This is a genomic window from Methylophaga frappieri (assembly GCF_000260965.1).
GTDB lineage: Bacteria > Pseudomonadota > Gammaproteobacteria > Nitrosococcales > Methylophagaceae > Methylophaga > Methylophaga frappieri.
This window is the reverse complement of record NC_017856.1, coordinates 1,097,627-1,122,849: the sequence shown is the minus strand read 5'-3', so window position 1 is coordinate 1,122,849 and position 25,223 is coordinate 1,097,627. Positions and strand designations below refer to the sequence as shown.

Genomic DNA, 25,223 nt, shown 5'->3' with positions numbered 1-25,223 from the left:
GATTATCTAACTGATTTCAGTTTATAAATTTATCGATTGTACCTGTTACCTAAGCAGGACTGGCGGTTTTTTTTGCCAGAAAATGCACATATCGACCCAAATCACGATAAGCCGGCATTCGGCAATATTGTGCTTCCAGTTGTTGTAATTCAGCCGGCTGGCTGTTGGCTTTGGATTCGGCTGACAAATAATCACTAAATACCCGAATGCCGGTATGTTTAATGATTTCAAAACCCTGCGCCTGCAATTTTGCTTGTACCTCATGCGGGTATAGCGGATGCGGTGGACTCAGCCGATTACCTTTGCCGATATAACGATCATCAATGATCGATTGTAAACGCCAACCACCGCGCAGCACATTTTGATACACCATGGCGTTTCGATTGTAGAACATCAAGGATAAATAGCCCTCTGGTCGCACTTTTTTAGCAATTACTTCCAAGCCAGCAACGGGATCGGCCAACCATTCGAGCACAGCGTGGTTAATTACCATATCAAACTCGGGTAAGGCGTTCGCTAAAGATTGAGCCGGTTGTTGATGAAATTGGCCGTCACAGTTTGCTTGATGAAAACGTGATTTAGCTTCGTCCAATAGTGTTGCTGAGATGTCACATAACGTCAGGTGATGGCCTTGTTTTGCTAACCACAAACTGATTTGCGCCAGGCCACAACCGGCATCCCAAATTTGTAACGGGTCATTTTTTGCCAGTTCGGCCAAATCCTCTTTTAGCAATGTCAGCCGCCAGCGGCCTTTTTCTGTATCGTAGATACGATCACGAAAACGTGCCGCTAAATCATCAAAATTACGATCCTGCATCAGGCAGCGGGGGCCAATAGACTATCTAGCAGATTATCAAGAGCCACAATGCGGCTATCAGCGTCTGGCATATCGCCACTAAATTTTAACTTGTCCTGTCCATCGAGTTTAAAACGACTCGGTTGTTTTTGAATCAGCTCAATGATTCGAATCGGTTCGATATGGGGTTTTTCATCGAAAATTAATCGACCACCCTGATCGTAAACATCAATTTTGCGAATACCCACGGCTTTGGCTTTCAAACGCATTTCGTGCACGGCAAATAATGTTTTTACCTGGTCTGGCAATAAGCCAAACCGATCGACCATTTCAACCTGCAATTCGTGTAGCGCTTCTTTATCTGGTGCAGCAGCAATGCGTTTGTAGAGCACCAGTCGATTATGCACATCCGGCAGATAATCTGACGGGATCAAGGCCGGCACATGCAGATCAATTTCGACCATATGACGATCTATTGTATCGATAGAAGGCGTTTGACCTGATTTCAGCGCTTTCACCGCCCGTTCCAGAATCTCGTTATACAGACCAAAGCCAATTTCCTGCATTTGGCCACTTTGTTCATCGCCTAATAATTCACCGGCACCGCGAATTTCCATATCGTGCGTTGCCAGCGTAAAGCCTGCGCCTAAATCTTCAATAGATTCAATCGCTTCTAAACGTTTAATCGCATCCGATGTCATTGCTGTTTGCGGTGGCGTAATTAAATAGGCATAAGCACGATGATGACTTCGGCCAACCCGGCCTCGGATTTGGTACAGCTGCGCCAAGCCCAACTTATCGGCGCGATCAATAAAAATGGTATTGGCTGAGGGCACATCAATGCCGGTTTCGATAATGGTCGTACAGACTAGTACATTGAAACGCTGATGATAGAAGTCGAGCATCACTTGCTCTAGCTCACGTTCGCGCATCTGGCCGTGAGCAATGCCAATTCGGGCTTCGGGCATCAGACTTTCAAGCTCGCGCGCCACCCGGTCAATATCTTCAACTTTATTGTAAAGATAATATACCTGACCGCCGCGTTTGATCTCGCGTAACATGCCTTCGCGAACCTTGTCAGCCTGCCATTGCAGCACAAAAGTTTTAATCGCCAACCTGCGTGCAGGTGCAGTGGCGATAATCGACAAATCCCGAATGCCAGAAATTGACATATTCAAGGTACGCGGAATGGGCGTTGCCGTCAGTGTCAGCACATCAATATGCGTGCGATATTTTTTCAGCTGCTCCTTTTGCGTGACACCAAAGCGATGTTCTTCGTCGAGTACAAATAAACCTAGCCGCTTGGGCTGAATATCTTGCTGCAAAAGTTTGTGCGTGCCGATGATAATATCGGCCGTGCCATCGCTAATGGCGGATTTAACGTTATCGAGTTGTTTTTTACTGCGAAACCGTGATAGCACTTCGACTTTTACGGGCCAATCGGCAAACCGATCTTTAAAGTTTTCGTAGTGTTGCTGTGCTAATAAGGTGGTCGGTACAAGAACCAGAACCTGCTTGCCCGACTGCACTGTCAAAAAAGCCGCCCGCATTGCTACTTCGGTTTTTCCAAAGCCAACATCGCCGCAAATCAGCCGATCCATGGGCGTATCTGACTGCAAATCGGCCACAACGGCATCAATAGCATCTTGCTGATCCGGCGTGGTTTCAAAGGAAAATGCGGCTGAAAACGCATCGTAATGGTTATCTGGTGCTGCCATGGGATCTTTTTTATTGGCAGCGCGTTTGGCGTAAATATCCAGTAATTCAGCCGCGACATCACGAGCTTTCTCAGCCGCCCGGCGACGTGCTTTTTCCCATTGTGTTGTGCCGAGTTGATGTAACGGTGCTAGCTCGGGTGCCGCGCCAGAGTATCGGCTGATGAGCTCCAACGAGGCGACCGGTACATATAGTTTGTCGCCTTTGGCATATTCCAGCGTGACATATTCTGCTTCGACATCGCCGACATCCAGTTTTTGCAAACCTAAATAACGGCCGACACCATGATCTTCGTGGACAACGGCATCACCAAGTGACAACTCAGCAAGATTGCGAATAATGGCATCAGAATCACGCTTTTTCCGGCTTCTTCGCCGCCGTTGCATCACCTGCTGACCAAACAATTGCGTTTCGGCAATGACGGCCAGATTTCGACTTGGCAAATACAGGCCTTGCTCCAGCGGCGCTACCGTAATGCACAAATTCGCCGCATCGTTTAAAAATGCCTGCCAATTGTCGATGGGCTTGGCCTGAAGTTGATTTTTCCGCAACAAGTCGAGCAATGTTTCTCTGCGGCCAGCTGACTCTGCTGCAATTAAAACCCGGCCATCGAAACTCGCCAGAAAATTTTCTAGCAATTCGCAAGGCTTTTCCTGACGTGAATTCAGCGTTAATTGTGGTGGTGAGACACTGGCGTAATTATGATGCGCTGCCGCTGCTTCTAATTCAAAATTTTGACACTGCAGTCGCGGCCAGCGTTTGAAACGGGCAAACAGATCATCGACCGGCACAAACACAGCTGTTGGGGGCAATAGTGGTCGGTTTGGGTCGACGCGGTGCTGTTGATAGCGGATATCAATTTCTTGCCAATAAGCTTCGGCGGCCTGGACGGTATCATTGCTGTGAATAAGCAGCGTATTTTCGGGCAGATAATCAGTCAAGCAAGCGGTTTGCTCAAAAAAGAGTGGTAAATAAAATTCGATGCCGCCCGGTAGGTTACCTTCACTAACTTCACGATAAATCAGACTTTTTTGCGGGTCACCATCAAATTGCGTCCGATATTGCTGACGAAAAAGCTTGATACTGTCTTCGTTAACCGGAAATTCGCGGGCAGGCAACAGATTAATACGGTCAATAGTGTCAACTGAGCGCTGCGTTTCGGGGTCAAAAGTACGCAATGTATCGATTTCATCATCAAATAAATCAATACGGTACGGCCAGCGACTTCCCATTGGGTACAGGTCAATAATGGCCCCGCGTACCGCAAACTCGCCATGTTCAACGACTTGTGAAACGTGACGATAGCCTGATTTTTCCAACCTCAGCCGCCAACTGTCGATATCCAATGTGTCGCCCACAGCCAGCTGGAGTCGATGCCCCTCTAAAAATCCAGCCGGTGCAATACGTTGCATAATGGTGGCAACGGGAACCAGTAAAATCCCACGATGAAAGTCAGGTAACTGGTGTAAGGTTTGCAGACGTTCTGAAATAATATCCTGATGCGGCGAAAAGGTGTCGTATGGCAGTGTTTCCCAATCCGGAAAGTGCAAAATGGGCAGATTTTCTGCACCGAGATAAAAACGGATTTCGGTTTCCAGTCGCTGCGCGCGCGTCATGTCATCGGTAATCACTAACAATGGCCCATCATGCTGCAATGCAGCATTAGCCAGTAATAAACCGGCGGCGCTACCGTAAAGCTGACCAGCTAGACGTTTATCATTGGCATTAAGCGGTAATTCAGGTTGAAGCAGACTGGCAGACAAATTGCCCCCTCGCATGACAATCAGGTAAAAAACAGGGTATTTTCCCACAAAAGCGATGGCGGAACAGCGTCGTTTTTGTGACTTGAAAAACCATCATGACGAAATCATGGTATTTGCAAAGGAGCAAAAAACTCGTGAAACGTATTGAAAATGTGGTGTTGCTGAAAGTAATCGGCACACTTGAATTACTGGCTGCGCTGACCATGTTTTATTTTTTTATCAGGATGTACCAGCGGTGATCGGCGGCCTGATTTTGTTGGGTCTGGCCGTCAATAGTTTTGTGCAGGCACATCGCTGCTATCAACGTCAGTATCACCCGGATAACAAATTGGATTTGTCTGAATAAATGACCCAAACGCAGTCAAAGCCCACTTTTGACGCAGAACGATTTGTTAAAAATCTGACCAGTCGGCCGGGTGTTTATCAAATGGTTGATGGCGCAGGTGACGTTATTTACGTTGGTAAAGCCAAAAACCTCAAGAAACGGGTTGGCAGCTATTTTCGTAAAACGGGGCTCACCGCTAAAACGCGTGTAATGGTTGCTCAAATAGCGGATATCAACACCACGGTCACGCATACGGAAAACGAAGCGCTGATTCTGGAAAATAATCTGATTAAAGCGCTCATGCCGCGCTATAACGTGCTACTGCGTGATGACAAGAGTTATCCCTATTTATTGATTTCCGGTGACCGTTTCCCCAGATTGAGTGTTCATCGAGGCGCAAAACGAAAAGCGGGTAAGTACTTTGGCCCTTATCCAAGTGCCGGCGCGGTTCGAGAAAGTCTGAACCTGCTACAAAAACTATTTCCAGTGAGGCAGTGTGAAGATAGCTTTTACGAAAATCGCAGTCGGCCCTGTTTGCAATATCAAATCAAGCGCTGCACTGCACCTTGCGTAGACTTGGTATCTGAAGCCGAATACCAGCGAGATGTGCAGCACACGATTCTGTTTCTGGAAGGTAAAAACCAGCAAGTCATGGATGATTTGAGCGCGCAGATGAACACGGCTGCCGAAGCGCTGCAGTTTGAGCAGGCTGCTGCCATTCGCGACAAAATTATCAGCCTGAGACGGGTTCAGGAACGCCAGTATGTCAGCACCATGCAGGGTGACTTTGATGTGCTGGCGGCGTTGATTCGTGATGGCGTTGCCGTGGTTGAAGTCAGTTTTATTCGTGGTGGCCGCAATTTGGGCAGTAAATCCTATTTCCCCAAAGGATCCGCCGAGGTCAATGAAAGCGAGTTATTGTCTGCATTTATTCCGCAATATTATCTGGGTAAAGATGTACCCGCCGAAATCCTGATCAGCGAGGCGCTTGTGGATCAGGAGCTGCTGCAAGCAGTCTTGCAATCAGAATCCGGTCATAAGGTCAGCCTTCGTCAACCGCAACGGGGTAATGCAACACGCTGGTTAAAAATGACGCAGACTAATGCCGATATTAGCCTGACGCATCGATTAAGCAGCCGTGCTAATTTGTTGCAGCGTTTTGAGTCGTTGCAAGATGCGCTGCAACTGGATGAGCTACCCAAGCGGATCGAATGTTTTGATATTAGTCACACGCGCGGGGAAAAAACCGTGGCTTCCTGCGTGGTGTTTGGTCTGGAGGGCGCGATCAAAGCCGATTACCGTAAATTTAATATCGAAGGTATTACTGGCGGTGACGATTATGCAGCCATGAATCAAGCGCTTAACCGTCGGTTTACGCGATTACAAAAAGGCGAGGGCAAACGGCCTGATCTGCTATTAATAGATGGAGGTAAAGGACAAATTTCCGAAGCACAAAATGTGTTGGCGGAGCTTAACTTGTCCGATTTACCGATACTGGGTATTGCCAAAGGGCCGGAACGCCGTCCGGGCGAAGAAACCTTGTTTCTGGTTGGCCGCGCTGGTGAGGTGACCTTGCCAGCCGATTCGTCGGCCTTACACTTATTGCAGCAGGTTCGGGACGAAGCGCATCGTTTCGCCATTACCGGTCATAGGGCGAGACGAGCCAAAGCCCGCAAAACATCGAGTCTGGAAGCAATTCCGGGATTAGGTGCTAAACGACGCCAGAAAATTCTGCAGCAATTTGGTGGGCTACAGGAGGTTCAGCGCGCAGGCGTAGAAGACTTGGCTCGGGTGGAGGGCATTAGCCAATCTCTGGCGCAAAAAATTTATGACACTTTTCACCCTGACACCTGATTGAAGCATAGTGCTACCATAATCGGGACTTTTACGAAGATTATCTGACATGCTCAATATTCCCAACTGGCTCAGTTTGCTGCGCGTTTTTTTGATTCCAGTGCTGATGGTGCTTTATTTTGTGCCCCATCCTGCTGCGCCTTTAGCGGCCACAGGCGTCTTTATTTTTGCGGCGATAACGGATTGGCTGGATGGTTATCTGGCACGCCGTTGGCAGCAAACTTCCGCATTTGGCGCTTTTATTGATCCCGTTGCCGATAAACTCATCGTGGTAGTGACCCTGCTACTCATTTTGTTTAAAACGCCGACTTGGTTCATCTTACTGCCCGTTATTGTCATCGTTTTTCGAGAAATAATGATTTCCGCACTGCGCGAATGGATGGCCGAATTAGGCGCTCGTAGTACCGTGCAGGTATCAGCAATGGGCAAGTGGAAAACAACGTTCCAGATGATCGCCATCGGTTGCTTAATATTTTATAAGCCGCTGTTTGGGTTGCCAGTTTTTGAGATCGGCGTGGGGCTGTTATATCTGGCGGCGATTCTGACTTTATGGTCAATGATTCGTTATCTCAAAGCGGCGCTGCCGGTCTTGGTAGATAAGGCTTGACAGATAATTTTAACCGCCTATAATGCACGACTTCCTAAGCGGGAATAGCTCAGCTGGTAGAGCGCAACCTTGCCAAGGTTGAGGTCGCGAGTTCGAACCTCGTTTCCCGCTCCAAGAACATTAAAAAGCCGCGGTCAGTCAAGTTACTACTGCGGCTTTTTAGTCTGAAATACATCTCTGGCTGGGTGGCAGAGTGGTTATGCAGCGGACTGCAACTCCGTGTACGCCGGTTCGATTCCGACCCCAGCCTCCATTTCTGAATTTCACACCGTCCCAAGTCATCCCGAAAGCAATCTGTACCAACAACTCCAAATGGTGTTGTGCTCCTTAGCTGTTTCAGCAATCGAATCGCCACTTCTGATTTCTATATATACTTAAGTCATAGCCGAAACTTGTCTACAATAGTCCGTGCAGTTCAAATTGAACATTTCCCAGACGCCATAATCAAACGGCTCACTCCTTCGCTAGCCAAATCAACCGGAAGGGTAGCCGTTATGAATTGATGCTGGGACGCTGGTGCCGCCGGGAGAACGAGTGGGATCGGGATTTCTTTAGGCCAAACAACTGCGACCTTCGACCGTAGCAGAACTGAACTATTTTCAGTAGGCTTGTCAGAGTTATAGCACGTTAAAAGACGCGTATCTGGATAGCGCCGACCAGCGATAATGGTTAGTATAAAAAGCAACGACAATCCGGCCTCCTCATGCAGGCCATTTTTTTAGGTAACAACAGATGATAGATATTGCCAGTGCAAACAAGGAGTTGGCGGATGCCACACCACAGGAGATTATTGAATGGTCATTGGGAAAAGCCAGTAAGCCATTGATATCAACTCATTTTGGCCCACATGAAGCGGTCATTTTACATATGGTGTCGCAGATCCAGACAGGCGTGAAAGTGATTTGGGTCGATTCAGGTTACAACACGCGTCAAACCTATCTGGTGGCTGAAAAACTGATCGAATCATTGCAACTGGATATTGAGGTTTACACCCCGACCATGACGTCAATGCGTTGGGATTGTGCGCATGGCGGCATTCCAGAGGTAGACGATGAGCGACATGAGCGCTTTACCCAGTTATTTAAACTGGAACCGTTTGCGCGGGCAATGCAAGATCAAAGTCCCGATGTCTGGCTAACGGCAGTCCGCAGTGAGCAAACCGAATTCAGACAAAATATGGGTATCTTCGGTAACGGTCCTGATGGTGTTATCAAGGTAGCGCCGTTGCTGCATTGGAAAGAAGCCGATATGGACGCTTACTTACAGAAGCATGATTTGCCGAATGTGACCAATTATTTTGATCCCACTAAGGGATTGAACAACCGCGAGTGCGGGTTGCATACACAGCTGTAATTGATGAAACTATTGCGCTGTTTATGGCTGTGTAGCTTCGGTTTTGTGTCGATGCTGACCCACGCTGCACCGGATTTTACTAAACCGGTTGGTACCACCATCGTTGACAGTGGCTCGGATCATTATCAATTCAGCCAAATGATGCTGGATTCGATAGACGGCCAGCGACATTATCGCGTCACGATTGCTGTCCCTAAAACCGCCGTTCCTGAGCACGGGTTTCCCGTCCTCTACTTATTGGATGGTAATGCGGTGATTGCGGATCTGAGTGACAGTCTGCTGGCTCAGCTGGCAAACAATCCGCCAGTGATTGTTGCGTTGGGATACGACACCGATCTGCGTTTTGATTTGCCAGCCAGAACACGCGACTACACGCCTAAAGGCAATAATGGTCAAACCACAATTGGCAAATGGCAGGGCGGTGGGGCGGATGACTTTTTTGCCTTGCTGAACGACAAAATTCAGCCATTGGTCGAAAAAACGGTCACGCTGAATCGTCAACAACAAGGCATTTGGGGCCACTCGTTTGGCGGTTTGTTTGTTTTATACGCTATGCAAAAAACCGATAGCCCATTCCGCTTTTATGCCAGTGCCGATCCTGCTTTCTGGTGGATGAATGGTGAGCAGATAGCACAGTTGGAAGGCTTTGCCGATAACGATGTGGTTACAGCAACGACCCAGCTGCTGTTAATGCACGGTGAAAAGCTAAAAAAACCGCCCGTATCCCCATCAACAGCGCGTTTCCAATATGATGTCACCGGCACTAACCAGCGCTTGGTCTCGGCGTTGGATAAAATGGAAAATGTCAGTGCGGTCTATCAGGGATACCAACTGACTCACGGGCCGTTATTCAAACCCTCCATGGTATCCGCATTGCGTTGGTTCAGTGACCTGACTGCTTCAGTCAAAACGGATTAATGACTTATTAGGTTAGACTCTACTGAATCGCACGGAACCGCTTGCTCATTATCAATCCCAGCGCTGATACTCAGGTCATCTTAGGGCATAGCGGATTAAGTGATGAGGTTTCAAACCTACCTGCCGCTATTCTGAATAGACAGGCCAATAAATCGTCAAGTCCTTACATCAGCCACTTTTGGTTAAGCCGGTCGACCATTTTATTGAAAGAGGACTCAGGACAACGCGCACGGTAAATCAAACACACCAACATGCGCTAGAAATGGCGATTAAGAGGCGACATATTCGATTGCATCAAGATGCTTTATAACTCAAAACGACAATATAGTTTCAATAATCAGTTGTCGCCTGTAGAGTTTGAAAATTGGTTTCAGAAACGGCTGATAAGGGCTTAAAGAATTGGTGTCTATTCAACCCGCTAAAAATTGGGAGGGCACTTCCTGTTTAGCGAATTTGAGCTGGCTGCAAATTTTAAAAAGAATACGCTGAATCAGTAACTTGTTGTTAAACGTAGGATTTATAAAGGAGCATCATGAACGAAAATCAGGCGGCAGTAGTTGAGGCGGTGATGCGGCGTCGCAAGACAGAAAAAGTACTTTGCCATGATATAGATAGCCGTCAATCTGTACCGATTGCCTTAGCTGAAAAATACAATCCGTTAGTTCGTGATGCGATCAAGGCGGCGGGTTGGGCGCCATTTCATTACCCACGCAGTGCAGATGGCATTGTCGAGCCTTGGCGGGCGCATGTGCTGTGGGATGAAAAGTTGCAGGCGGCGGCGCAGTTTATGCGTGACAGTCTGCCGGATGCCAAGTCAGAGGCCGCGTTAATAGCGGGATGTCATGCGCTGGTATTAGTGACCTGGTTGCCGGGTTATTACCGCGTGGATGAGCAAGGATTGCCAGCCCAGCCCGCCAGCCGACAAAAAGAAATCAATATTGATGAGGAACATCTGGCCGCTGCTTCTGCCATGGTGCAAAACTTATTACTGATGTTAACCGCTCACGAGATGGGTAATTATTGGTCGAGTGGCGGCAAATTGCGTGAGCGGACCATGTTTGATTATTTTGGTATTCCTAATAATGAACGCCTGCTGGCAGCCGTATTTATTGAATATCCCGAATTGCCTGATGCGTGTAAGCAACGCAAGCCCGGTAAGCTGCGTGACAGTCGCTCGCTGGACTGGATAAGAGAGATTGAAGCATTGCCAGCAACGCTGCCCTGAGGTTAATTTTATTGACCTGCCTGCTGCTGCGCCATGGCAGGTTATCAATTCGACTTTACTGGCCTTGGCGGCTCAAGTCAGTTTTAATTGCGCTTTCACATTGCTGTTCAACTTGAGCAAACTTTGATTAAGGCGCGGTGCTGCATGCCTATTCGGTTAGTTATCTGACGTAATTCGCCAGCTGTCATGCTTTGTTCATCTGCGATTTGTGCGCTGGCCGTGTCAAAGGCGTCGACACGCGATGCACCGGAGGCACGTTGTTCCAGGTAGAGCGGCGCCAGACTTGTGTAGATTTCATAATCTTTTTTTATGGCTTCCGCTCGCAGCGACGCATCCGCACAATCACAAATAGCTTGGCTTTCTGTTTCCATACACCACTGAATCAGCGGCGTGTTGCTTGTTGAGTTGGCAGTGGTGTCCTCATCTGTGCCACAAGCTGTGAGCAATAGCGCTAAAGTGAATCCAGTATAAATGTAGAAAGGTTTCATGAGGGGGATCCTTTAATAAACTGGTGAGAGTCGTTGGCTTAAGAGTTAAAGGTAACTGACTGAATAAAAAGTTAAAAATATCTTATTTTGTGGCATCGTCATTGTTGCTTAGGTTAGGATGTACTTAAGCACTCTACGAGTTTGTTTGCAACTTCATGCTCGTTGCCAGGCAAACGTGATCATCCGCTGAGCGTGAAAAGCATAGTCAATCAGTACTGGTTAACCAGGGAGGTGGGGAGAATGAAGCTTTTAATCGGGAGTGTCTTAATCTGTCTGAGCTTGGCGGTTATTGCTGCTGATAAAGTGTCTTTGGCAGAGACACTTCGCGCTGCTTACACCACGGGTGGCATTGAGGCGGTCAGCGCAAAGTTTGAGCAAATCTGGCCAGCCGACAAAGCGGAATATGACGCAAACCCCACCGAATTGATGGTCTTGATGCAGGAGGTAGCACAGACCGGCGATATGGCGGCTATTTCGGTGTTTGGCAATATCAATGGTCAAGTCTTACAAGATCAGCTTAATCAACAGCAGTTGGAAAATATGATTGATTATCAGGATCACTCGGCGGCGATTAATGAGGCTGTTACCAAACAAGAAACGCAAGCCAATGCGGACGATACGCAGCAGGCAATGGCGATTAATCAACAGAAAAAAGGCAAGGCTCGGACAGACTTGGATCGATTTTCAGGCTTATACGCCAAAGCCGGAGACCCGCCAGCCAAAAGTATATTTGTTGGCAAAACGTGTGATGGGTTGCTAGCTATGTCACCGATATGGGCTGATCTTGCCCCATGGCGAATGCGCAGTGCTACCGATACCGTGTTCACCTATTCAGATAGCTTTACCGATTTTGCGGTGGCGTTTGAATTAAACCCGCAACAGCAGGCGGTTGCTTTTACGCATGATATTGAGGGTATTGCCAACCCTCTGGTACGGGTAGGTGATTTGCCGTCAGATTACGCTGATTGCTTGCCAGCACCGTTGCAATGACGACTCAAGCAAGCTGCTTGCGAAGCGTTCACCCCTACGTGGTTCTGACACTAGGGTTTGTTTTAATGCTGTGGCAAGCAGTGTTGCCAGCACCGGCTTATGGTCAAACCTGGCAAGTGACTGAGTTTGAACTGTATGGTGATGCGCCGGTAGATGAACATGACTGGATCGCTGAAGAAAGCGCGTCGATTCAGCCTGCCTTATCTGATGAAATGATTCAGGATATTGAAGAATTTTTAGGTCAGACTGCCAAGTTATACGCAAAGTTGGGTTTTGCTGACCCGGTCGCCAAAGGGGCGATTGACTCAGTGGTGATCGGCAAAAATGGCAGAAAAGTTATCCGAGTCTACGTTTATCCTACTGAAAATGGTCCGGGTGGCTGGTACAGCTCTGGCAAGCCATGTGCGATGCCTGTTACCTCGCGGAAAGTGTTGAATATCAATACCTTTAACCGATATAAAGGCAAGCAGGTGTCCGATGCGGCTTATCAGACGCTGGCTCATGAATTGTTCCATGCTGTGCAAAGAGCTTCAGATTCTCATACTCAATGCGGGTTAAGCGATTGGATTAGTGAGGGAACAGCGGACGCGGTGGCTTACTTTGCCAGCAATAAACTGAGAAAGACACAGTTTAAGTTGGAGCGTCGTAATATTCAGACGATAAAATTGTATGGTGCTCGCGGCTACAACACGCCGCTAAACAAGCCAGAAGATGCGTTAGGTGGGTATTTGACGAGCTCTTTCTGGCGTTATTTGGCAGAGGTGTCGGCTGCTTCGCGTCAAGGCATAGTACATCCGGGGGCAGCGCCAGCGGATGAAGATTATCGTTATCTTGCCGATCTGTTAAATACCCCTTATACAGACAAACTCACCCCAGACAATGAAATCAAATGGCTGAATCGCTGGATGCGAACGTATCCGCATATTCGGACTAATCTGGCAACAGCTTACTCAGGTTTTGTCACGACCTTCGCAGAAATTCTTCATACGCGTGTCGGGCAGTTAAGTTTTATTCCAGACCCGACAGAGTGGGAGCCGCGGTGGTTGAAACGGCTATTTGGCCGATGTCCATTTGTGGGGCATGTCAGTGACTTTGATTCACTGCAACATCAAATTGTTATCAAGGAAAACGGGGCAGCATGTTTTTTTATCATGGTTGATCCGAACACCAATCAGTCGGCGATTAAAATTGAATTGGTAGGGACTGATGTCAAGGCCATGCAGCAGTTGCGTATTGGTATGCAGGATGGTTCATTTCTAAGCGCCCCGATTCTTTCGAGTCGTAGCGAAGATTATGCGGTTCAAGTCGTTGCCTCTTGGACCTTTCCCGCCTTGAAAAATACGCGAATGACGTTTGTTGTGGCCAATATGGCTAGTGAGCCGGAACGCAGTCAGTCTGTCACGCCAGACTTTCAGATTATGGCGGGTAATTATCGATTTACGCTGGGTGGGGGCGAGGTAGGCCCCGTGTTGCCGGGCATTTATGGGCCGCAACAAATGACACCGCCTGCCTCCTCGGGCAAACCGAACCCAACCAAACCCACGCGTAAAAAATTGGCGGAAAAGAAACAGGCAGATGCCTTACGTGATCCAGCGATGCAGTTGTCACCGGTCGGCAAAGCGAACCGGAAAAACTATGCTGATCCAACCGAGTGCAACCTGACCCAAAAACAGCTGAATTTGTGTGATGCACAATTGTTGATTGATCTGCAGGTAGTCGGGTTTCCGGCACAACGCGCTATGCTTGCCGCAGATAGCTTTGAGTCGCCGCAAAGTTTTCTTGGCGTAAACCCTAATAATCTTGATGAAATCCGCCAAGTCAGCGCGATTCTGGATCAGGAAATAGCGGCGATTGATGGCAGAAAAATCCGGATTGCTGTGCCAAAAATTGATTATGGTTTTAGTGGGCAATTTGATAATGCCGAGTTGATCGTTGCCAAAGCTAACGATAGCCACTATCAATATCGAGCTTATGGTCCGACAGTGCGTGATGGCAATCGAACCTATCATCAGCCACCTAATGGGCGCGTGCATATTAAAACCTACAGCCCGACCCAACTAAGCGGAACATTCGAAGCCGATTTGATTGATGAAGCAAACCCCGGGCCAGATGAAGCACCACTCGTGGCAACCCAAATTCGCGGGGAATTTTTGATACCCAGTCCGTGGCGTGGTGATGATGACTTTCAGGTGGATGAACAATCAACGCGACAGGCGTTGATACAAAATACCCTGAAAACAACGCCTTTTGGTGCCGCCCCCATTCAGGCGATTATTGAAAATATGTCGGCACCACCTGCCGATTTATGTGCTGCCGGGATAACGGACGCGGAGCTGAGTGCGATGGGCTTTAAGTCAGGATGTGGCAATCAGACTGAGTCAACATCAGCGGTTACGACGCCTCATTGTCGTTGTGATTGTGCTGTGCATCAGCAGGAAAGTGCACAAACTGCATGTCAGTCGCAATGCCAAACAGCGTGGCAAACCTGTCCATCGCCGGCATCAGAAACCGCTGGTGACAAGACACTGGCCGCACAGGCGGCTGAACTGGATGCGTTACTGAAAGCCAAAAATTTGCCTGACGCCATACGCGAGGCAAATATTGCAACCTTCCGGGCTTTGCCTGAGCCACAGCGTTTGCAGTTGCTGGAACAATTCCGCCAATAAGGTATGGTCAGTAGTGGGAACACCACTGGAAAAGTGGCGTCTAAATATCGGTTTTTATAAGATTTTTTCGCAGTTTTAACGGACTGCGTCATACTATGCCAAATTTAATTTTCGGAGTTCGTCTGTGTCCTTGTTTCGTTCGCGTTTTCTGGTTGCCGCTAGTTTACTCATGGTGGGCGTTTTCAGTGTTCATGCTTGGGCTGCGCAACGTGCCGATGATGTGGCTAGGGGGATGGTTGAAGCGCTGGTCACCAAGCTGAATCAGTCTGGTATTCAGGTTGAAGTCGGCGAAGTCAAAACCTCACCAAGCGCGCGCAGTGTCGAGGTCGACAATATTCGTATTCGTGATAAAGCCGGACGCGCCCATGCGATTGAAGCTATTACCCTAAAAAATATTGAGTTAAATAAAGAGCGCGATTTTGTCGAATCATTTCAGGTCGATATTGATGATGCGGTGGTAACACTGATTCGACTAACTGATCAGCAAAACCGGTTAAATGTACTGAATTATTACCTGCAAGCACTGGGCATTAATAGCGGCCGTATCGGACACCAGCAAACACTGACGGTGAATTATCTGGCAGCGCGATCGCAATTGCAGTTGGAGATGGAAGGCCAGTTTCATCATCCTGCCGATAGTCGTAGCCGTTCTATGGCTGATTTTCGCTGGAAAGGCCATTTCAGTAATGTGCCCGACTTGCGGCAACAATTGATTTTACTGGGGAAACCGGAAAATCACGCAGCACTGGCACTGGCGTGGACACAGCTCAATTTGATCCACTCTGAGTTGACGCTTCAGGATCAAGGCGCATGGGAACCATTAGTGCGTTCCGCGGCGGCACGTGAAAATATGACGGAACCGGATTTTCGCACACAGTTAAAGCAGCAGGCGCAGCAATCAGTCGACACCTGGCGCTATTTACCAGCCGATCTTAAACAAACGGTCGCGGATAAGCTGGCGGTTTCCATAGATAGCCCACAACCCTATCTGCAGGTTGATGTGGCATCAACGCATCCCGGGGGGAACAGCATCATGATGACGATGATGACTAGCGTTATTACCCCTCAAGTTGTCACGCAGCTATTCAATATCAAAATGGAAGCACAATAAGGTCAGTTATTCATTATTGATGCGTTTTGTTTGAAACTGACTTGTTCACGCAGGTGGCAAAAATGCGTGTTACTTCTCAATATGCGAGACCAAGCTTGACCCATCGCCACTTCTGCCATAACAATGCTTACACCGAGTGTAAGTCTTCAGCGTCATCTGACGACTATGACGAAACTGTTTTTAAGGCCCGATGTGAAAAATAAACCGAGTTATCGTCTGTCATGAGAGAACGCGCGTTCAAATTCATCCCGTTAGTGATTCTCGTCATGGGTGTCTTTTTCAGCATCAATCAATTCCATCAGAATCAATCTCAAGCTGAAACCGCGCTCAAAAGTCGTTTTGATACTATCTTTCAGCAAGTTACCTTGGTTATCTCAGACAAAGTCAACTCCTATGATCAGATGCTGAGGGCGACTCAAGGGCTTTTTCAAGCAAGTTACTATGTGTCACGTAATGAGTTCAAAGTGTTTGCTGACAAACTGCAATTGGAGACCATTTACCCCGGATTGTTAGGGTTGGGATATAGCCAGTTGGTTCTACCAGAAGCGCGCGTCGAACATGAGGCGATGATCCGCAAACAAGGGTTTCCAGATTACAAAATCTACCCTGAAGGTGAGCGAGAAATATACTCCAGTATTATTTATCTCGAACCTTTTAAAGAGAGAAATTTGCGTGCCTTCGGCTATGACATGGCCTCAAATTCGGTGAGAAGTGAGGCGATGTGGCGAGCACGCGATACCTTAACGACGGCAATGTCGGGTGGGGTTAAACTGGTTCAGGATTTGCCCGGTGAGTCTGTCACCGGTTTGTTGATGTATCTACCGACATTTAAAAATGTGGGTCTACTCAATGATTCCGTCAGTGCATCTAAACGAGAACATACCGGTTGGGTTTATGTGGTATTTCGCATCGAAGATATTATTCGGGCCACACTTGCGCATTTTCCTTCATTAACGCGATTACAAATCAATGATATCAGCCCGCTCAATGGGGATGTGTTATTTGATACGGGCGACTTTGATGATCATTGGCAATTGACTGAGACCAGTGTGCTTGCCGGTCGGCAATGGCAATTTTCTGCCCAACCCGATATGGCCTTTAGAGCACAGTATCTGACCAACTGGCCAATTATTCGGTTGGTATTGGAGTTACTGTTTACTGTGGCATTGATGGCCATCAGTTGGCTGTTGATTAATGGTAAGTTGCGGGCAGAAAAGCTGGCAAATAATATGACCGCGCAACTTCGTGAGCAAAACCAGCGGTTATCGCTGGCAACCGAAACCGCCAAAATGGGCATTTGGGACTGGGATTTTGAGACAGATAGGATGTGGCTGGATGGCAATCTGGCAAAGCTGATGGGATTACAACGTACCCGAAGTCATCAGATCTTATTTCAAGATTGGTGCGCCCTTTTTGATGAGCAGGATAGAGCGCGGCTGGAGCAGGAGATCGACTATGTCATTAACAACCGCGTTGATTTGAATATTGAATTGCTGTTCCAGCTGGATGCCTACAACTCACGCATGATTCAGCTGAATGCTGTTATGAGATTTAATCACTCAGGCCAACCAACCGGTATGGTTGGGGTCAGTTTTGATATTACAGATAGATGGTTTTACCAATCTCGTCTGGAGCAGACTGAAGCGCGATGGAAGTTTGCACTTGAAGGGAGTGGGGAAGGGGTTTGGGATTGGACGTTAACGGATGACAGTGTCATTTATTCAGAAAGACTGGTGACGATGCTGGGCTATTCACCGGACGATTTTACCCCGCATTTCAGTGAATGGGCAGACCGCATTCATCCGGATGACTTGCCTCAAGTGCAAAAAGATCTGACCGCTTTGTTTGATGGCAGTCAGCCGGCGTATCGGAATGAACATCGTATTAAATGCCGTGATGGTAGCTGGAAGTGGATTTTAGCCAAAGGGATTGTGATTGAACGTGATGAACATGGCGAGCCATTACGTGCCGTTGGGACAAACAGTGATATCAGCTGGCGTAAGGACACCGAATTGGCTTTGCGTCAAAGTGAGGAGCGGTTTCGAAATGCCTTTGATACGGCAGCGATTGGTATGGCACTGGTTAGTATTGAAGGCCGCTGGCTGGAGGTGAACCCCGCATTGTGCGATATGCTTGGTTATACCGAAGCAGAATTGATGGCGTTGACCTTTATGGATATTACTCATCCTGAGGATCTCGACTTAGATCAGCATTTTGTCAGGAAATTGCTTGATAAAGAGTTAGATCACTATCACATTGAAAAGCGTTATTTCTGTCGGGGGGGCGAAATTATTGACGTTTTGCTCAGTGTGTCTGTTGTCCATGATGAGCAAGGTGGGGTGTTACATTTTGTTTCCCAAGTTGAAGATATCACCACCCGAAAACAAGAAGAAGCACATATTCGCAAAATGGCGTTTTATGATGCACTAACCGGGCTGCCAAACCGACGCTTGTACGAAGAGCATTTTGGTATGGCGATTCAACAGGCAAGGCGCAATAAACAAGTGCTGGCCTTGATGTTTGTGGATATTGATTACTTTAAGTCAATTAATGATAACTATGGCCATGATGCCGGCGATTTGATCATTCAGGTGGTCGCGGAGAAGATGTCCAACACTTTGCGGGCAAGCGACACGTTAGCCCGATTGGGAGGCGATGAGTTTGTGGTTGTCTTGCATGAGGTGTCTTCACCAGATGCTGCCTTACATGTTGCACAAAACCTGGTCGCATCGGTATCGGAGCCCATAGAATTAGAAGACGGCACGGCTGTTCAAGTAACCTTAAGTATTGGTGTCACCGCTGGAATTCCAACGGTCGACGATGCAATGACGCATTATTTAAAACAAGCGGATATGGCGTTGTATGATGTTAAAGCCGCTGGCAGAAATGGTGCGAGCCTGTATCAAGCCTCAGGCGCTTGACGCCGTAACCTAGAGAGACAACTTTGCGCGATATTGGCCAGGAAGCGGTTTTTGGGCAATGCGTTTTCTGCAAAAGGTATCGGCCTTATCTGCTGCATCGCGCTCATCCCAATACGCGCCTGATATAAGCCGACGCCGATTCCTTGGGCAACACTGCCAACCAGTTTGCCACTCAACCCAAGACTGGTTTTTTCCGCCATTAAGGTCAAGCCAGCCTGAGTACCGTAGGAAACAAGGGCGACTTTGCAAATTTGCAGATTCATTCGCCAGCGAGCCAGTTTGCCTAGCTTGGCACCATAGATGAGATTAATGCGATTCACCATCTTCAGCGTTTTCCAGACAACCAGTAAGGTATCAATAATCGCCAGTTGGCTGACGGCGACTAATACTGCACTGTTGACACTTTCTTGCTGAATCAATCGCATTGCCTGTTTGTCGAGCTGTTGAAAAAATTGCTGGTCAACCGTGTCTATCACTTCGCTATCGTGAAGATAATCCGGCAATGTTGTCTGGATTCTCTGTATGGAAGCAGCATGCTGGGTGCCCGCATACAATGTAGATAATTCAGCTAACCACGGTTTGGCCTGACGCTGGCTGAAATCGTCACGCATGGTTTCAGCTTGATGGCGCAATTTGTCGATACGTTTCCGTTGCCGGCGGTTGCGCCAGCTGATCCAGATTTGATGCAAGCTCAGTGTGAGCAGAAGAAGCAGTAACAGGCCAAAACCGACGGCTAATATAGGATTCTGCTGGATTAGCTGCTGCATAAATTGATACAGATCGTAACCAATCCATACCAAAAAAACGCTGGCGAGACTGAGTGTCCAGGCCTTGAAATACGAAGTCTCGCCGGCAACTGGCTCAGGCAGTTCGAATAGATCCTCATCCATATCGACCGACTCTGGCAAACCGATTTGTTGTTCAGCACGAGGTTTGAAAAAATCGGCAGGTGCGGTCGCTGATGTTCGGCTTTGTGATGTCTGGCGTGCCTCAAAATAAGGGTCTTTTTCGGTCATGAAAATTTATCTCCAATCAGATCCCGCAGTACCTTGTCCATTCTAATATGCGCAAGACGTCCGCCCTGTGCCAGTTGTGGATTAACAGGCGGGCGTAACACCGGCGGCGTCCAGCCTGCCAGTTGCTGCCAATGGCTGAGTTGGGGTAGTTCATCCGGGATCGGTGGATGACGTAGCTCACCAAATCGACCATCCTGCAAGGTGGCGGTCAGGTAATCTTGATGGTCAATACTGCTTCTGACTGCCGCGGCGATTTCCGTTTCGATACGGATCCGATGCCGAACCGACTGCGGGCAAATGCGTTTAATCATGGCATCGACTAACTGACGCAGTGCTTCATGCTGATGCATGAGCAGCCGATCTGGCTTGGATGCCAAAAACAGGATTTTATTCACGGTGGGGGTGAACAATTGCTTTAGCCAGATCTGGTTGCCCATTTGATAGCAGTCAATAATGCGACTGTAGGCCATCATCATGTCATTAAAGCACTCTTCGCCATGACTTAAGGCTTTGACCACATCAATGAGCATGACCTGCCGATCAATACCGGTGAAGAACTGTCGATAAAATGGTTTAACAAGATTATCCAGATACTGATGATATTGTTGCCTGAGTTGTTGATAAAGCGTGGTTTCATTCGCCTTCTCTAGCTGCTCTGGGGAATAGTCATGCAACGATAATAAAGGCAATACCATGGGTAGGTTGTCGTCAGTGTCGAGCAAGGCCCGTCCCGGTTGCAACAAAGTCAGACCAGCCTGCTTGGCTTGACGTAAATAGGTTTGCCAGCGCTGAAATAAACTGGTGAGGAAATCGGTATCTGCTGTCTGCATTGGGTCCAGTTTGTGTAAGTCAGCCAAGAGCGTTGGATCCAGATCCGCCCGTGGTGCCCGGGATAACAACTGTTGCTGATCCAGACACCAGTCACGATAACTGAGTTTAAGCATTGGCATATCCATCAACCATTCACCTGGATAATCGCGCAAGTCGAGTGTCAGTTGCCGCGCATCGCCCAATAAACCAGACCACACAGAACCCTTTTTAAAGGTGATGTGCAGACGTGTTGCACTGACTTCAGAAGTGGGATTTGGCCAACGGGGTGGCGTATCCGACAAAGCGGCAATCCCGCCGGCATAATCAAACAACGCAAAGCCCGGAATGGCTGTGCTGTCAACGCTCAATAGCTGTTTGTCCCGCGCCGGCAAGAATCCACCCAGACCGGGATGATGCGAATACTTCAGCTGGTGGATTAAACTGGTCAAAAAGGTAGATTTGCCACTGCCACTAAAACCGGTGACACCGATCTTCAAGTGGCGATCAAAGGATCGGCCCAGCAGGTTTTCGCCCCGATGCTGCCATTTTTGCCACTGCGATTTGAACTGATTGCGGACTGAATCTGCTGTTTTTGTCATGCGTCACGGATGCATTAAATAAAGCCGAGCATACCAGACGATATTAAAAAAGTCGGCAGTCGCATTGAAATAGTTAGCTAGCTAATTATAATGTATTCATTATGCTGGAATTAGCAGATCTTCCTGATGCTCATATCCTTGGCCGTTTTGCCGAGCGATACCCAGAAGCGAATATTGAGTCGGTACTGGCGTTTCTGACGTTGCTTCATACTGGTACAGCGCTGACACAGGCGTTAAATCAGTATTTAGCAAAGTATGACTTGCTTCAGGGGCGCTGGTGGGTCTTGATTTTGCTGATGCGTGAGTCAGATTTTCGTGCAACACAATCAAAACTCGCTGAAAAAGCAGGGGTTTCTAGAGCAACCATGACCGGATTGCTGGATGGCCTGCTCCGCGAAAACCTGATTACCAGAGAGCCGGCAACGACCGATCGTCGCCAGGTTATGATTCGGCTGACAGAAGCGGGACAGGCACGACTCGATAGTTTGATGCCTGGTTATTATCAGCATGTCAGTGACATTATGGGCTGCTTGAGCCCGGTTCAGTTGCAATCCTTGCAGGAAGCAATGCGCCTGCTGAATCAACAGCGGGATGCTTTTTTTTCTGATCCATCCTAATTCATTCACTAATTTAAGGAGTCTTAAATGAGATCATTATTTTCCCTGATGGCAACCGTTGGTCTGGTCGCGTTTCTATCCGCATGTAGCGATAAAACGACTATTGATGCACAACAGGTTGCACAAACCGCAAATGAAGACTGGAATGCCGCGTTTAATGCTGCTGACAGTGAGGCGTTGTCTGAGTTATACGCCGAAGAAGCCACGTTGTCCGCAGGTGATGGCAGCGTGCGAAATGGTCAGCAAGAAATTGCGACATTGTTCCAGAGCTTTTTTGATAATGGATTGCACAATCACCAAATTGAAACGGTGGCAACCTATGTCTCTGGTGGGCAAGTGAGTCAGTTGGCTAATTGGTCAGCGGATGTTAATAACGAAGCGGGCGAGACGATGACTTATCGTGGTGTCTTGATGACCGTATTGCAACAAAACGCCGATGGAGAATGGCAGGTCGGATCCCATATCTGGAACATGGCACCGTAAGCCACCTTTTCTGTCAGCTTACCGCGAAGCCGTCATCAATGTTGATGACGGCTTTTTTATTTCACCAATTTTGTGCATGACGCACCATATTGCACCATAAACAAACATATTACTTACCTGTTTAAATTAATAGTTATTTAAAATCAGTCACTTAGTTATTGGCATGAAGCCTGCAATACATCGTTCATTACGATAAAAAGCAATCTGTCGGAGTCATTCATGAAAGAAAAACTGGTGCTGATAGGCAATGGCATGGCCGGGATGCGCACGCTTGAAGAACTACTCAAGCTGGCCCCGGATAGGTATCAAATTACGGTATTCGGTGATGAGCCTTATGGTAATTACAACCGAATCATGTTGTCGCCGGTTTTGGCTGGTGAAAAAACCATTGATGAGATCATGATTAATGATTTGCAATGGTATGAAGATAATAACGTCACCCTGTATAGCGGGCAGCGGGTGACCAAAATTGATCGAATGAAGCGACGCGTCATCACCGATGACGGTTTGATTGTGGAATATGATCGATTGTTATTAGCTACGGGCTCTCGTCCATTTATGTTACCCCTGCCGGGCGCAGATCTCCCCGGCGTGATTAGTTTCCGTGATATCGCCGACGTCGATACCATGATCGAAACGGCCAAAACCCATAAAAAAGCGGTTGTGATCGGTGGTGGATTACTTGGACTTGAGGCGGCAAACGGTCTGATGATTCAAGGGATGGATGTCTCCGTGGTGCATATCAGCAACACGTTGATGAACCAGCAATTGGATCAGACCGCATCTGACATGATGCAGGCGCAACTGACTGATAAAGGCCTGAACTTTCTGATGGGCCATGCATCTGCTGCCATTGAAGGGACTGATCGTGTCGAAAGGCTGGTTTTTAAAGATGGCAGTCATATTGATACCGATCTGGTGGTCATGGCCGTCGGCATTCGTCCCAGTATCAGCCTGGCACAGTCTGCGGGTATTCATTGCGAGCGGGGCATTGTGGTTGATGACACCATGCAAACATTTGACCCGCGCATCTATGCCGTTGGTGAGTGCGTGCAGCATCGTGGGGATACTTTTGGTCTGGTTGCCCCCTTGTTTGAGCAAGCCAAGGTCTGTGCTAACCATCTGGCTCAAATGGGTATCGCCCGTTACATGAGCATGGTCACCTCAACCAAGTTAAAAGTGACGGGCATTGACTTGTTTTCTGCCGGTGACTTCCAAGGTGATGAAGACAGCGAAGATTTGATTTTTAAAGATGCGGCAAGAAACGTTTATAAAAAACTGGTGATTAAAAAAGATCAGTTGATTGGTTCCGTACTGTATGGCGATACCGTGGATGGTGCCTGGTATTTTCAATTGATGCGGGATGGCACCGATGTTTCCGAGTTGCGCGAAACCATGTTGTTTGGTCAACATCACATGGGTGATTCTGGTCATGGCGCCAGTAACTCGGTAGATGGCTTACCCGATAATGCCGAAATTTGCGGCTGTAATGGGGTATGCAAAGGCGATATTGTTCAGGCCATTACCAAAAACAATCTGTTTACGCTTGATGAAGTGAAGGCCCAAACCAAAGCGGCTGCCTCATGTGGCTCATGTACTGGTCTGGTAGAGCAGTTACTGGCATCGACGCTGGGCAGTGATTTTAATGAAACACCGAGTAAAAAGGCGATGTGTGGCTGTACTCACCTGAGTCACAATGAAGTCAAGGCAGCAATCAAAGCGCAAAATCTCAAGACAATTCCAGATGTGATGACGGCTTTGGAATGGCAACAGCCAGATGGTTGTCACTCCTGTCGGCCTGCGCTCAATTACTACCTGCTCAGTAGTTGGCCAAATGAATACGTTGATGATCAGCAATCTCGGTTTATTAATGAACGAGTGCACGCCAATATTCAAAAAGATGGCACCTATTCCGTTGTGCCACGTATTTGGGGCGGCGTGACCAATCCGGGCGAATTACGTGCGATTGCCGATATTTCTGAAAAATACCAGGTGCCGACCGTCAAGATTACCGGTGGTCAGAGGATTGATTTATTGGGTGTTAAGAAAGATGACTTGCCCAAAATGTGGTCCGACCTGAGCCAGGCTGGTTTTGTTTCCGGCCATGCTTATGGCAAATCGCTGCGTACCGTTAAGACCTGTGTGGGCAGTGAATGGTGCCGTTTTGGTACACAGGATTCGACCGGACTCGGCATCAAGGTTGAAAAAATGACCTGGGGCAGTTGGACACCACACAAATTTAAAATTGCGGTATCTGGGTGTCCACGGAATTGTGCCGAAGCAACTATTAAAGACTTTGGCATTGTCTGTGTGGACTCTGGCTACGAGCTGCATGTTGGTGGCAACGGTGGCATCAAAGTTCGGGCGACAGACTTTCTCTGCAAGGTGAAAACAGAAGAAGAGGCCATGGAATATTGTGCAGCGTTCATGCAGCTGTATCGCGAGGATGGACATTATCTGGAGCGTACCGCACCTTGGATTGAACGCGTGGGTCTGAAAAGCGTTCAGGCACAAGTGGTTGATGATGAAGCTAACCGCAAACAACTTGCTCAGCGTTTTTACGACTCACAGAAAAATGCACAGAACGATCCCTGGGCAGAAGAAGCGGCTAAACAGCCTCAGAAATATATTCCAATCAAACAGGTAAGTTAATGGACACACAATGGCTTGAAGTCGGTCTATTGGCCGATATTCCACAGAAGGGTTCACGCGTTATCCGTGCCAATTCCGGAGATGTTGCGGTATTTCGCACCAGTAACGACGAAGTTTTTGCACTTTTTGACACTTGTCCCCATAAAAAAGGGCCGTTGTCGCAAGGTATTGTTTTCGGTAAGCGGGTAGCTTGTCCACTGCATAACTGGGTTATTGATCTTGAAAATGGTGAAGCCACCGGACCCGATGAAGGCTGCACACATCATTTTGATACCAAAATCGAAAACGGCGTCGTCTTCGTCGCCTTGTAAGG

18 protein-coding genes and 2 tRNA genes are annotated in these 25,223 nt (G+C 48.0%); 15 read left to right on the top strand and 5 right to left on the bottom strand.

The features are described from left to right. Positions 1–49: 49 nt before the first annotated feature. Both Q7C_RS05195 and mfd read right to left on the bottom strand, forming a co-directional pair. Entirely contained in the window at positions 50–817 is a 768-nt protein-coding gene (locus Q7C_RS05195) for a methyltransferase domain-containing protein (protein ID WP_014703665.1), read from the bottom strand. Next, on the bottom strand, positions 817–4,290 hold the full coding sequence (gene mfd / locus Q7C_RS05190; RefSeq protein ID WP_014703664.1) for a transcription-repair coupling factor: 3,474 nt from the start codon (positions 4,288–4,290) through the stop codon (positions 817–819). Before mfd ends, Q7C_RS05195 begins: the two co-directional genes overlap by 1 nt. Positions 4,291–4,621: 331 nt before the next feature. Between mfd and uvrC the strand changes: the two genes are divergently transcribed. The 7 genes from uvrC to Q7C_RS05150 all read left to right on the top strand — a co-directional run bounded on the left by uvrC (position 4,622) and on the right by Q7C_RS05150 (position 10,557). Further along, a complete protein-coding gene (uvrC, locus tag Q7C_RS05180; RefSeq protein ID WP_014703661.1) occupies positions 4,622–6,454 on the top strand; it encodes an excinuclease ABC subunit UvrC in 1,833 nt (610 codons plus the stop codon). Positions 6,455–6,503: 49 nt separating this feature from the next. Continuing rightward, positions 6,504–7,061: a CDP-diacylglycerol--glycerol-3-phosphate 3-phosphatidyltransferase gene (gene pgsA / locus Q7C_RS05175; protein WP_014703660.1), complete on the top strand. Its 558-nt coding sequence runs from the start codon at positions 6,504–6,506 to the stop codon at positions 7,059–7,061. Between the two features lie 38 nt (positions 7,062–7,099). Then, positions 7,100–7,175: transfer RNA gene (locus Q7C_RS05170), tRNA-Gly, on the top strand. 65 nt (positions 7,176–7,240) lie between these two features. Continuing rightward, positions 7,241–7,314, top strand: a tRNA-Cys gene (locus tag Q7C_RS05165). Positions 7,315–7,793: 479 nt separating this feature from the next. Continuing rightward, the gene (locus Q7C_RS05160; protein ID WP_014703659.1) at positions 7,794–8,414 is read left to right on the top strand and encodes a phosphoadenosine phosphosulfate reductase domain-containing protein; all 621 of its coding nucleotides are present in this window, start codon (positions 7,794–7,796) and stop codon (positions 8,412–8,414) included. Positions 8,415–8,417: 3 nt separating this feature from the next. Continuing rightward, positions 8,418–9,332: an alpha/beta hydrolase gene (locus tag Q7C_RS05155; protein ID WP_050954390.1), complete on the top strand. Its 915-nt coding sequence runs from the start codon at positions 8,418–8,420 to the stop codon at positions 9,330–9,332. A gap of 532 nt (positions 9,333–9,864) precedes the next feature. Next, entirely contained in the window at positions 9,865–10,557 is a 693-nt protein-coding gene (locus Q7C_RS05150; protein ID WP_014703657.1) for a nitroreductase family protein, read from the top strand. A 107-nt stretch (positions 10,558–10,664) separates the two neighbouring features. On the opposite strand, the gene Q7C_RS05145 is transcribed toward Q7C_RS05150, so the two are convergent. Next, entirely contained in the window at positions 10,665–11,045 is a 381-nt protein-coding gene (locus tag Q7C_RS05145) for a hypothetical protein (protein WP_041366560.1), read from the bottom strand. Between the two features lie 240 nt (positions 11,046–11,285). Between Q7C_RS05145 and Q7C_RS05140 the strand changes: the two genes are divergently transcribed. The 4 genes from Q7C_RS05140 to Q7C_RS13290 all read left to right on the top strand — a co-directional run bounded on the left by Q7C_RS05140 (position 11,286) and on the right by Q7C_RS13290 (position 18,733). Further along, positions 11,286–12,035, top strand: a complete 750-nt coding sequence (locus Q7C_RS05140) for a hypothetical protein (RefSeq protein WP_041366559.1) — start codon at positions 11,286–11,288, stop codon at positions 12,033–12,035. Between the two features lie 65 nt (positions 12,036–12,100). After that, positions 12,101–14,701 carry a hypothetical protein gene (locus Q7C_RS05135; protein WP_014703653.1) on the top strand — a complete coding sequence of 867 codons (2,601 nt, stop codon included), beginning with the start codon at positions 12,101–12,103 and terminating at the stop codon, positions 14,699–14,701. A gap of 124 nt (positions 14,702–14,825) precedes the next feature. Continuing rightward, positions 14,826–15,812 carry a hypothetical protein gene (locus Q7C_RS05130; protein ID WP_014703652.1) on the top strand — a complete coding sequence of 329 codons (987 nt, stop codon included), beginning with the start codon at positions 14,826–14,828 and terminating at the stop codon, positions 15,810–15,812. Positions 15,813–16,033: 221 nt separating this feature from the next. Continuing rightward, positions 16,034–18,733 carry a sensor domain-containing diguanylate cyclase gene (locus Q7C_RS13290; protein WP_050954389.1) on the top strand — a complete coding sequence of 900 codons (2,700 nt, stop codon included), beginning with the start codon at positions 16,034–16,036 and terminating at the stop codon, positions 18,731–18,733. Here the strand turns inward: Q7C_RS13290 and Q7C_RS05120 are convergent. Both Q7C_RS05120 and Q7C_RS05115 read right to left on the bottom strand, forming a co-directional pair. After that, the gene (locus tag Q7C_RS05120; RefSeq protein ID WP_014703649.1) at positions 18,715–19,749 is read right to left on the bottom strand and encodes a TIGR01620 family protein; all 1,035 of its coding nucleotides are present in this window, start codon (positions 19,747–19,749) and stop codon (positions 18,715–18,717) included. The genes Q7C_RS13290 and Q7C_RS05120 overlap by 19 nt on opposite strands. Continuing rightward, positions 19,746–21,158 (bottom strand): YcjX family GTP-binding protein, encoded by a 1,413-nt coding sequence (locus Q7C_RS05115; RefSeq protein ID WP_014703648.1) that lies wholly within the window; start codon positions 21,156–21,158, stop codon positions 19,746–19,748. Before Q7C_RS05115 ends, Q7C_RS05120 begins: the two co-directional genes overlap by 4 nt. Positions 21,159–21,259: 101 nt before the next feature. Here Q7C_RS05115 and Q7C_RS05110 point away from each other — a divergent pair, with 101 nt between their 5' ends. From Q7C_RS05110 to nirD, 4 genes are all read left to right on the top strand, one after another. Continuing rightward, complete coding sequence (locus Q7C_RS05110; protein WP_014703647.1) at positions 21,260–21,775, top strand: MarR family winged helix-turn-helix transcriptional regulator; 516 nt, start codon at positions 21,260–21,262, stop codon at positions 21,773–21,775. A 27-nt stretch (positions 21,776–21,802) separates the two neighbouring features. Beyond that, positions 21,803–22,258 carry a YybH family protein gene (locus tag Q7C_RS05105; protein ID WP_014703646.1) on the top strand — a complete coding sequence of 152 codons (456 nt, stop codon included), beginning with the start codon at positions 21,803–21,805 and terminating at the stop codon, positions 22,256–22,258. Positions 22,259–22,477: 219 nt separating this feature from the next. Beyond that, positions 22,478–24,910, top strand: coding sequence for a nitrite reductase large subunit NirB (gene nirB / locus Q7C_RS05100; RefSeq protein WP_014703644.1), 2,433 nt, complete (start codon positions 22,478–22,480; stop codon positions 24,908–24,910). Then, complete coding sequence (gene nirD, locus Q7C_RS05095) at positions 24,910–25,221, top strand: nitrite reductase small subunit NirD (protein ID WP_014703643.1); 312 nt, start codon at positions 24,910–24,912, stop codon at positions 25,219–25,221. Before nirB ends, nirD begins: the two co-directional genes overlap by 1 nt. Positions 25,222–25,223: the final 2 nt, after the last annotated feature.